14 protein-coding genes and 1 pseudogene are annotated in these 10,349 nt (G+C 30.4%); 8 read left to right on the top strand and 7 right to left on the bottom strand.

The genetic code is table 11. The features are described 5' to 3' along the window. Positions 1–870: trypsin-like peptidase domain-containing protein (locus QNK89_RS01555; protein WP_340169222.1), on the bottom strand; the 870-nt coding region annotated here is incomplete at its 3' end. Positions 871–1,005: 135 nt separating this feature from the next. Here QNK89_RS01555 and dapF point away from each other — a divergent pair. From dapF to QNK89_RS01520, 7 genes and pseudogenes are all read left to right on the top strand, one after another. Beyond that, the gene (gene dapF / locus QNK89_RS01550) at positions 1,006–1,785 is read left to right on the top strand and encodes a diaminopimelate epimerase (protein WP_340169221.1); all 780 of its coding nucleotides are present in this window, start codon (positions 1,006–1,008) and stop codon (positions 1,783–1,785) included. Next, a complete protein-coding gene (locus QNK89_RS01545) occupies positions 1,779–2,309 on the top strand; it encodes a GNAT family protein (RefSeq protein WP_340169220.1) in 531 nt (176 codons plus the stop codon). Before dapF ends, QNK89_RS01545 begins: the two co-directional genes overlap by 7 nt. Further along, positions 2,299–3,342, top strand: coding sequence for an endolytic transglycosylase MltG (mltG, locus tag QNK89_RS01540; RefSeq protein ID WP_340169219.1), 1,044 nt, complete (start codon positions 2,299–2,301; stop codon positions 3,340–3,342). The genes QNK89_RS01545 and mltG overlap by 11 nt, the downstream gene beginning before the upstream one ends. A 48-nt stretch (positions 3,343–3,390) precedes the next feature. Beyond that, positions 3,391–3,690 (top strand): hypothetical protein, encoded by a 300-nt coding sequence (locus QNK89_RS01535; RefSeq protein WP_340169218.1) that lies wholly within the window; start codon positions 3,391–3,393, stop codon positions 3,688–3,690. 32 nt (positions 3,691–3,722) lie between these two features. After that, a pseudogene (locus QNK89_RS01530) lies at positions 3,723–3,869 on the top strand (DUF2279 domain-containing protein); the annotation flags it as partial. A 156-nt stretch (positions 3,870–4,025) separates the two neighbouring features. Then, positions 4,026–4,247 carry a hypothetical protein gene (locus QNK89_RS01525; protein ID WP_340169217.1) on the top strand — a complete coding sequence of 74 codons (222 nt, stop codon included), beginning with the start codon at positions 4,026–4,028 and terminating at the stop codon, positions 4,245–4,247. A gap of 108 nt (positions 4,248–4,355) precedes the next feature. Beyond that, on the top strand, positions 4,356–5,027 hold the full coding sequence (locus QNK89_RS01520) for a peptidoglycan-binding protein LysM (RefSeq protein WP_340169216.1): 672 nt from the start codon (positions 4,356–4,358) through the stop codon (positions 5,025–5,027). A 5-nt stretch (positions 5,028–5,032) separates the two neighbouring features. On the opposite strand, the gene QNK89_RS01515 is transcribed toward QNK89_RS01520, so the two are convergent. From QNK89_RS01515 to dnaA, 3 genes are read right to left on the bottom strand one after another with little or no spacing between them, the layout of a single operon-like run. Further along, positions 5,033–5,749: an SAM-dependent methyltransferase gene (locus QNK89_RS01515; protein ID WP_340169215.1), complete on the bottom strand. Its 717-nt coding sequence runs from the start codon at positions 5,747–5,749 to the stop codon at positions 5,033–5,035. A gap of 2 nt (positions 5,750–5,751) precedes the next feature. Beyond that, the gene (locus tag QNK89_RS01510) at positions 5,752–6,207 is read right to left on the bottom strand and encodes a low molecular weight protein-tyrosine-phosphatase (protein ID WP_340169214.1); all 456 of its coding nucleotides are present in this window, start codon (positions 6,205–6,207) and stop codon (positions 5,752–5,754) included. A gap of 16 nt (positions 6,208–6,223) precedes the next feature. After that, positions 6,224–7,651, bottom strand: a complete 1,428-nt coding sequence (gene dnaA, locus QNK89_RS01505) for a chromosomal replication initiator protein DnaA (RefSeq protein WP_340169213.1) — start codon at positions 7,649–7,651, stop codon at positions 6,224–6,226. Positions 7,652–7,840: 189 nt separating this feature from the next. On the opposite strand from dnaA, the gene QNK89_RS01500 reads away from it, so the two are divergent. Continuing rightward, complete coding sequence (locus QNK89_RS01500) at positions 7,841–8,239, top strand: thioesterase family protein (protein ID WP_340169212.1); 399 nt, start codon at positions 7,841–7,843, stop codon at positions 8,237–8,239. A 9-nt stretch (positions 8,240–8,248) separates the two neighbouring features. Here the strand turns inward: QNK89_RS01500 and QNK89_RS01495 are convergent, their stop codons facing one another. Genes QNK89_RS01495 through QNK89_RS01485 form a run of 3 tightly spaced genes read right to left on the bottom strand, consistent with a single transcriptional unit; the run spans position 8,249 to position 10,346 of the window. Continuing rightward, complete coding sequence (locus tag QNK89_RS01495) at positions 8,249–8,875, bottom strand: YigZ family protein (protein WP_340169211.1); 627 nt, start codon at positions 8,873–8,875, stop codon at positions 8,249–8,251. Next, positions 8,875–9,738: an EamA family transporter gene (locus tag QNK89_RS01490; RefSeq protein WP_340169210.1), complete on the bottom strand. Its 864-nt coding sequence runs from the start codon at positions 9,736–9,738 to the stop codon at positions 8,875–8,877. The genes QNK89_RS01495 and QNK89_RS01490 overlap by 1 nt, the downstream gene beginning before the upstream one ends. Further along, complete coding sequence (locus QNK89_RS01485; protein WP_340169209.1) at positions 9,735–10,346, bottom strand: HAD family phosphatase; 612 nt, start codon at positions 10,344–10,346, stop codon at positions 9,735–9,737. Before QNK89_RS01485 ends, QNK89_RS01490 begins: the two co-directional genes overlap by 4 nt. Between the last annotated feature and the right edge of the window lie 3 nt (positions 10,347–10,349).

Below are 10,349 nucleotides of genomic sequence, written 5' to 3'. Positions count from 1 at the left end.
ACTGTTTAATGAATTTCCTGTAACACCCAAAATTCCATTCTGTACATTACCAAATTCCATAATATCTTGCACAACTTTTTTTGCAATATTACTTGGTACGGCAAAAGAATACCCAATAAATGATCCTGTTTGAGAGGTTATAGCAGTATTAATACCTATAAGTTCTCCTCTAGTATTTACTAATGCTCCACCAGAATTCCCAGGATTTACAGCTGCATCTGTTTGTATAAAAGACTGGCTGTTATCGCCAGCTAAATCCCTAGACTTAGCACTAATAATACCTGCAGTTACAGTAGATGTTAAATTAAAAGGGTTGCCAACGGCTAAAACCCATTCTCCAATTTTTGCAGTATCACTATCTCCAAATGTATTGTAAGGCAAGGCGTCTTCGCTTTCAATTTTTAATAAAGCAATATCTGTTTTTGGGTCTGTACCAATAATTGTAGCTTCTAAAGTTCTGTTGTCGTTAAGTGTAATACTTAATTTTTCTGAGCCATCAATAACATGGTTATTTGTAATTATATAGCCATCTGGAGAAATTATAACACCACTTCCTGTGCCTAATTGTCTGCTTTGTGAGGCACGTCCCATTAAAATATCACGCATTGTTAATTGTTGATATGTAGAGGTAATACTTTTAATATGAACAACTGCGTCTAATGTTTTTTCTGCAGCTGTTGTAAAATCTATACCTTCAACTGCTGCTAAATTGGTGTTGTTTGCTGTATAATTTACAGGCTGAAAAACAGGTTGAGCTGTTTGTACTTTTTGTGCAATTATTTGTTCTTCATCAAGAAAGGTTTTATATGCTCCCAGAGTAATTGCTCCTCCTAAAACCGAAACTAAAACCAGCGTTGCTATCTTTTTCATAAATATTTAGTTTAGAATTATTAGTATAACTATAAAATTAATTTTTTTATTGCTTTGTAAAATCAACTTTAACGAGACATTAACAACAAAAATAAATTTTCAATACACTATATTTGTCAAAGTAAGATTTGCTAAATGACATATACCTTTTATAAATATCAAGGCACAGGAAACGACTTCGTTTTTATTGATAATAGACAGCAATTATTTAACAAAAACAACACTAAATTAATTGCGCATTTATGCAATAGACGCTTTGGTATTGGTGGTGATGGACTTATTCTATTAGAGAATGATGTAGAAGTTGATTTTAGAATGATTTACTTTAATGCAGATGGAAACGAAAGTTCTATGTGTGGTAATGGAGGACGTTGTATTGTCGCTTTCGCCGAAATGCTAAACATTATCAATAAAAAAACAACATTTAATGCTATAGATGGTTTACATAAAGCAACCATTGAAAATGGCTTTGTAAAACTAAAAATGCAAGATGTAGAAACAATTGAAGTTTATAATAATCATACTTTTTTAAATACGGGTTCACCACATCATGTAACTTTAGTAGAAAATTTAAAAGATTTTGATATTAAAACTGAAGGTTCAAAAATTAGATATGGAGCTCCTTATAATAATGTTGGTACTAATGTTAATTTTGTAGAACAAATAGACACTAAAACTTTTGCAGTTAGAACTTACGAAAGAGGAGTAGAAGACGAAACCTTATCTTGCGGAACAGGAGTTACAGCAGTTGCCTTAGCTATGAATACGACAAGCAAAACCAATGCAAACGAAATATACTTAAATGTAGAAGGAGGACAACTAACAGTGTCTTTCGAGAAAACATCAAATGGTTATAAAAACATTTGGTTACAAGGTTCAGCTACACTAGTGTTTAAAGGAGAAATAGAATGGTAACTTTAAAAGGAAAACATATTTATTTACGTGCTTTAGAACCTGAAGACTTGGAGTTTATCTATACTATAGAAAACGACGAAACTATTTGGGAACTTAGTAATACAGTAACTCCATATTCAAAATTTTTAATTAAAGAATATCTCGAGCATGCGCATAAAGATATTTATGAAGTGAAACAATTACGTTTATTAATTTCTGATTACATCAATAAACCCATAGGGCTTATTGATGTTTTTGATTTTGACATAAAAAACAGGCGTGCTGGTATTGGGATATTAATTCAGAATAAAGAAAATAGATTAAAAGGGTTTGGAAAAGAAGCTCTAGCTTTGTTATCTAACTATTGCTTTACAAATTTAGATTTGCATCAATTATATTGTAATATTTCTGAAACTAATGTTTCCAGTATTAAACTTTTTGAAAATCAAGGATTTACTAGAATAGGATTGAAAAAAGACTGGAACTTTTACCAAGGAAATTACACTAACGAATATTTATACCAACTTATTAATAATGTACTATAAAAAAATACTTGGAGCAATTGCTATTATTGGTTTAATTGTAGCCGCTTACTTTGCATACTTTATATATGGTGCAATGCTTCAGCCTAATACAGCGTTTAACAACGAAGAAGCCTATATTTTTGTACCTACAAAAGCTACCTACCAGGAGGTTAGGGAGCAATTAGAACCATTGTTAAAAGATATTGATGGGTTTGATGCACTTGCAGAACAGAAAAAATATGTAACCAATATTAAAGCAGGTAGATTTGTTATTAAAAAAGATATGAGTAATAATGATATTATTAACTCTATTCGCAGTAAAAACGTGCCATTAAAAATAGCATTTAATAATCAAGAACGTATTGAGGATTTAGCTGGACGTATTGCCTTTCAAATTGAAGCAGATAGCCTGTCTTTGTTAAAATCAATGACTAGTCCTGAGTTTTTAAGTAAAAATGGTTTTACTAAAGAAACTGCTTTAGCAATGTATGTTCCTAATAGATATGAAGTATATTGGAATACTTCTGCAGATGCTTTTAGAGATAAAATGCTTAAAGAATACAATCGCTTTTGGACAAGTAATAGGTTCGAAAAAGCAAAAAATCTAAATTTATCTCCAGATCAAGTTGTTGCATTAGCAGCTATTGTCCATAAAGAAACAGCGAAAGTAGATGAGCGTCCACGAGTAGCTGGAGTTTACCTAAATCGAATTAAAACAGGAATGCCTCTACAGGCAGACCCAACAGTTATTTATGCTGTAAAAAAAGAATCTAAAGATTTTAATAGAGTTATTAAACGTGTACTTTACAAAGATTTAGAAATAGATTCTAAGTACAACACATATAAATATAGAGGTATACCTCCTGGCCCTATTTTTATGCCAGATGTTTCTGCAATAGATGCTGTTTTAAATGCCGAAAATCATAATTATTATTACTTTGTAGCGAACGTAAAAAACTTTGGTTACCACAAGTTTGCAAAAACATTGTCTCAACACAATGTTAATAAACAAGAATACATACGTTGGATTAATAAACAAGGCGTAAACAGGTAATAGTGAATTGTTTTACTCTCTCTTATTTTTGTGTTTTTTTCATTATCCGTGTATTCACAACATAATAATGTTTTAAAACCTAGTGATACTTTAAATAGTAAAAGACGCAACACAGTTGTTATAACACAGTCTGCTGTTGGTGGTTTAACACTTTTAGCTTTAAATCAATTATGGTACGCAGATTACCAACGTTTAAAATTTCATACTATAGATGATAATAGTGAATGGCTTCAAATGGATAAATTAGGTCATGTTTTTTCTGCATATCAACTTGGAAAACTAGGAGCTCAATCTTTACGTTGGAGTGGTGTTAGTGAAAAAATCAGTTATCGTATGGAGCAACTTTAGGTTTTTCATTTTTAACTGCTGTTGAAGTTTTTGATGGTTTTTCTAATGAATGGGGATTTAGTTGGGGAGATTTTGCAGCAAATTCTGCAGGATCAGGTTTATATATTGGACAAGAATTACTATGGAAAGAACAACGCGTCGTTATTAAGTATTTATTTCATCGTACAGAATACGCCTAATTAATACAAGATAAATTAGGAAATGGCTTAATTCAAGAGTCCCTAAAAGATTATAATGGGCAAACATATTGGTTATCTGCTAACGTACATTCTTTTTTTAAAGATAGTAAAATCCCAAAGTGGTTAAACTTAGCATTTGGTTATGGAGGAGAAGGTATGCTTTCTGGTAATGACTCTCTTTTTGTTAATGATGTTTTAATAGAACAAAACAGACAACGACAATTTTACCTAAGCTTAGATGTCGATTTAACTAAAATAGAAACAAAATCTAATACACTTAAAACAATTTTTAGCATTTTTAATGCCATTAAAATACCATTCCCTACACTAGAGTTAAACTCTAAAAGTGGTGTAAAATTCCGTCCAGTCTACTTTTAGAATGGGTTAATTAATTAATTTTTAGTATTAAAATAAAAGTTGTAAATTTGCACTCGAAATTTTAGGTATGCTTATTGTTTAATATCTGCTTTAAAAAATCAAATTATTATGAGTAAAAAAAGTATTGCAAAGTTAGTTTCATTAGCGCTTACAATATGTATTTTAATTATATTATCGCTATTTACAAGTTCTAATAATGAAGATTATGCTTTATTAAAGAACAAAACTATTGAAACTTCAGAAGAAGTTAGTTTTATAGAAGAAGAGGTCTCAAGTGTTTATTCTATTAAACCTCAAAATATCTTTTCTCCAGATTTGGGTAAGTCCTTTACTGGTTTTAAAGAGCAATTAGGTTTTAAAGAATCTCAAAACAATTACTTTAGAGTTAATACATTAGGCTATTTAGGAAAGTATCAGTTTGGTAGAAGTACTTTAGAGTTAATAGGTATTAACGACGTTAACCATTTTTTAAATACTCCAGAATTGCAAGAGAAAGCATTTATTGCAAATGCAGAGCGTAATAAATGGGTCTTAAGAAGAGACATTAAACGGTTTGTTGGAAAAAACATAAACGGTATTGTAATTACTGAATCTGGAATATTAGCAGCTGCACATCTTGCTGGTCCAGGAGGTGTAAAAAAATACTTAAGAAGTTTTGGTTTTAATGGCTTTGAGGATGCTTATGGCACCTCTATTAGAAGTTATATGAAAAGTTTTCAAGGTTATGATACTTCTAAAATTATACCAAATAAAAAAGCAAAAGTATCTATGAAAGCTTAGTAGACTTAGCTTTTATGTATAATAAACAACGTTGGTCTTTTATGAAGGTCAACGTTATTTTTTTTCCAATCATTTGCAGACATAGTTTTTATATACTCTGTAGGTAATGTAATATCACATGCTATACAAATGTCTGTATTTCCATTTAAAGTAGCACACAAATCTTCTAGAAACTTATTATTTCTATATGGTGTTTCTATAAATAATTGAGATTGGTTGTGTTCGAAAGATAAGCGTTCAAGGCGTTTAATTTCTTGTTTGCGATCGCTCTTGTCTATTGGTAAATAACCATTAAACGCAAAGCTTTGTCCATTCATTCCGCTACCCATCATTGCCATTAATATAGACGATGGTCCAACTAGAGGCACTACTTTTATATTATTTTGATGTGCTATTTTAACAATATCAGCACCAGGATCTGCTACACCAGGACAACCAGCTTCAGATAGTAAGCCTACATTTAACCCTTTTTTACAAGGTTCTAAATAGGTTGAAAACTCTGTTGAGTCAGTATATTTATTTAATGGAAATAGCTTTAAAATTGATTGCTTTTTGCTTGGGCAAATTTTCTTAATATCGCGTCTAGCGGTTTTTTCGCTCTCAACAATATAAATATCTAGTTGTTCTATTATTTTTTTTACCGTCAATGGTAAAACATCTAATGGATTGGTGTCTCCTAAAGTTGTTGGTATTAGATAGAGTTTTCCGTAGGTGTCGTTCATTTTTAACGTGCTAGTCTATTAGTTATTAAATTACATGCTTCATCCAGCATATTATAAACATCATCAAAACCAGAATCGCCTCCATAATACGGATCTGGTACTTCTAAATTTTTATTGGGATGGATTTCATTTAAAATAAGCCTTACTTTAGAAATATCTTCTACATTACGTGCCATTTTAACCACATTTTCGAAATTTGATTCATCCATTACATAGATATAATCGAACGTCTCAAAATCTTTAATTTTAAATTGTCTAGCACGTTGATTGGTAATGTCTATTCCGTTCTTTCTTACAACAGCAATAGAGCACAGGTCTGGTGGGCTACCTTTATGATAATTACTTGTTCCTGCAGAATCTACATTAAAATAATTACCATCTAATTTTGAATCTAAAATACCGTGAGCTAATGGAGAGCGACAGATGTTTCCGAGGCAAACCATTAAAATTCTAATCATAATTCATGATATTATACTATACTGAAAGCTTTTTTGTCAAGTCTTCCACATACTTTCTAAATTGCTTGTCTGTAGAAGATAAGTTGTCAACCGTTTTACATGCGTGTAATACAGTAGCATGATCGCGTTTTCCAATTTGAGAGCCTATACTTGCTAAAGATGCTTTTGTAAACTTTTTTGCAAAAAACATAGCTAATTGTCTTGCTTGAACAATATGACGTTTTCTTGTTTTAGACTGAAGTGTATCTACATCCATTTGGAAATAATCTGATACTATTTTTTGTATGTAGTCTATTGAAACTTCACGTTTGGTGTTTTTTACAAACTTTTCTACTACTTGCTTTGCTAATTCGATATTGATCTCTTTTTTATTGAAAGATGATTGTGCAATTAAAGAGATAATGGCACCTTCAAGCTCACGAATGTTTGTTTTAATATTTTTGGCTACATATTCTATGATGTCATCAGGCATTTCAACGCCATCACGATACAATTTGTTTTTTAATATAGAAACTCGTGTCTCAAAGTCTGGTGTTTGTAACTCTGCACTTAATCCCCATTTAAAACGAGATAATAAACGCTGTTCGATATCTTGCATATCTACAGGAGCTTTGTCACTTGTTAAGATAACTTGCTTACCATTTTGGTGTAAATGGTTAAAAATATGGAAGAATACATCTTGTGTTCCAGATTTTCCAGATAAAAACTGAACATCATCAATAACTAAAACATCTATTAATTGATAGAAGTGTATAAAGTCGTTTCTATTATTCTTTTTAACCGAATCTATATATTGTTGCGTAAATTTTTCAGCAGAAATATATAAAACAGTTTTCTCTGGATATTTATCTTTAATATCAACACCAATAGCATGTGCTAAGTGTGTTTTTCCTAATCCAACACCACCAAATATTAATAATGGATTAAAAGAAGTGCCACCTGGTTTTGCAGAAACAGCTAAACCAGCACTACGTGCTAAACGGTTAGAGTCGCCTTCTAAAAAGTTATCGAAATTATAGTTTGGATTAAGTTGAGATTCAATTTTTATATTACGTATTCCTGGTATAACAAATGGATTACGCAGTTCTCTGTCTTTATTCTTTAGAGGCACATCTACATCCTGTGCTTTAACTGCAGAGCGATTAGAACTAGGTATTCTCTCTGTAAAAGGTTGTTTATTGCCATATGTGTTTTCCATTTTAATAATGTAAACCAGTTTAGCAGTTGCTCCCAATTCTTTTGTTAATACTACTTTTAATATTTTAACATAATGCTCCTCTAGCCATTCATAAAAGAATTTACTAGGCACTTGAATGCTTAAAGCATTATCTGTAAGCTTTACTGCGATTATTGGTTCGAACCAAGTTTTGTAGGCTTGAGGTTGGATGTTGTCTTTTATAAAATTAAGACAGTTATTCCATACCGATTGCGCAGTTATACTCATTGTTAAACTTTTGTATTTTTTGTTAGTTATAAGGGTTGGGATAGGATTATTCCTGTCCTTGTCTAATAGCGAGACAAATATGTGAACAAAAAACTTAAAAAAAAAATGAATTACTATTGAATTTTTAGTTTTTTTTTCTTATGCTGATACCTAAGACGAAACTACAAAAAATAATTCACACTTTTACATATGAAGACAGATAAAATTGATATAAGAGTACGCTATGCAGAAACAGATCAAATGGGTGTAGTTCATCATGCAAACTATGCATTATATCTAGAATTGGCTAGAATAGAATGGTTTAGAAAAATAGGTATTTCTTACAAGAAAATGGAGCAAGAAGGAATTGCTTTACCTGTTGTGTCATTAAGTGTAAAATATAAGAAAACCATCGAATATGATGATATAATTACAGTTAAAACCATGCTTGTAAAAAAGCCTAGCGTAAGCCTAGAATTTGAGTATGAAATATTGAATGATTCTGGTGAAATTTTATCAACTGCAAATGTGGTTTTGGTATTTGTTGATTTAAATACTAAAAGACCTACAAGACCACCAAAATATTTTTTAGAGGCTCTAGAAAAATAACATTTATTCTTAACTCTTAAATTTTTTAATAAACACCTTATATATAGACTCAAAAATTTCTAAAATTGTATTGGCGTCTTTTTTTCTTACCGAGATTGTGATTTCACAATCCAATTCTAGTTTTTGATTCACAATATTTAGATTTTTTTCTTTAATAACACGCATTACTTTATTCATTAACTCGTATTCGAATTTAATTAGAAAAGAAATATTTATTGTGCGTACTTTTATTTTAGATACTTCTAGTGCTAATTGTGCGCCAGTTTTATAAGCGGTTATTAGTCCTCCAACACCTAGTTTAACACCTCCAAAATAACGAACAACAACAATTAGTACGTTTGTAACACCAAAAGATTGTATTTGCCCATAAATTGGCATTCCTCCGCTATTATTGGGTTCTCCATCGTCGTTTGTTCTATAAACAATAAGGTTTTCGTCTTCGCCAATTTGGTATGCATAACAAAAATGTCCTGCTTTTTGATGTTGTTCTTTTAAGCTTTCTAAATTAGTTTTAACGTCTTCTTCATTTTTTATGGGAAAGGCATAACTATAAAATTTTGAGTTCTTTTCTTTAAAAAGAACTTCTTCAGAAGCTTTTAAAATAGTTTTATAGGTGTCGTTAATATGCGCTTTCATTATGCTAAAGTTACTAATACAATCGAGAATATTGCTAAAGAAATACCTATCCAATTTTTTAAGCTAAGTTTTTCTTTAAAAAAGAGTAAACCTAATAAAGTAGAAAGCATGACTATGCATACATTGTTAACTGAAAATATGTTAGAGCTTTCGAAATTTTCAATTTGTAAAGCTTTTAGTAACATATAAATGGAGTAATAATTGACGATGCCCAATATAATACCACCAAAAACACTTCTGTAATCAAATTTAAAATCTCCTTTTAATACTTTAATTAAAATTAGAATAATCCCTATTAAACCTGCGATTGCAAATATTGTTGCAGAGAATAAAGGAATACCATTTTTTGAAACATAAGTAGTTTCTATAAATTTTATTGAGGTGTCAATAACACCAGAACCTAAAAATAATAAAATGGGAAGCCATAAGTTTTTATAATTTATTTTACTGCTTCTAGCTTTAACAGATGTTAAATAGACAGCAAATAAAGCGAGAAGTATGCCTATGGTTTTTTGAAAACTAAGGCTTTCATTATAAGCATAAAGTCCAAAAATTATTGGAATTGCTACACTCATTTTACTAGCAACTGATGCTACAGAAAGTCCATTACGTTGCGCAGTTAAAGCCATTACATTAAAAATAGCTATAAATAAAAACCCTAAAAAAATGGAGCCATAAAACCAATCTTTAGATATTATTTGTGTAACTGATAATGTTTCTTTAGTCGAGAGCATACCAACAGTAAATGCAGTAAAGTAATTTACAATAATGGCTTGAGTAGTGTTTATTTTATATTTGCCAAGAAGATTAAATATTACAAATATTAAAGTAGAAGCAAGGATGCTAAATATTAGATATATCAAAATAAATCGCTTTTAAGCATGAATAGATCTACAATATCTTCAGTTTTAGGATTATTATTCCAAACATGAAAACCCAGTTTTGCTGCAGCTTCAGTATTTTCTAAAGTATCGTCTATAAAAAGGCATTCTTCAGCTTTTAAACTGTTTTCATTTAAAACAAATTCAAAAATATCTGTATTTGGTTTTCTTAGCATTATTTCGTGAGATAAATAGAAATGTTTAAAACAGGATTTGAAATCGTTGTAAAACGAGACTTGTTTTTTTATACAGTCAATATGTAGTTCGTTAGTATTACTTAGTAAAATCAAGTTATACTTGTTTTCTTTTGCTAAAGCTTCAATAAAAGACAGTCGATTAGGAGGGAAATCGCAAATAATATAATTCCAAGCCTCAATAATTTGTTGTTTTGAAAGTTTTGGGAAATTTTCAGTGTAAAAATCTAAAAACTCTTCTGTAGATAATAAGTCTTGTTCGTAAAGTGTGTTTATGGCTATTAGGTCTTCAGAGAGTTCGTCTATTTCAAATAGCTCTAAAACATTTTCCATAGCACCTTGCTTGTCAAGGTTTATAAATACATCTCCAAAATCGAATAGTATAGTTTTTATCATATT

This window comes from Lacinutrix sp. (assembly GCF_037625555.1).
GTDB lineage: Bacteria > Bacteroidota > Bacteroidia > Flavobacteriales > Flavobacteriaceae > Lacinutrix.
Note: the sequence above shows the minus strand (reverse complement) of the source record. Positions and strands in the feature narration are given on the sequence as shown.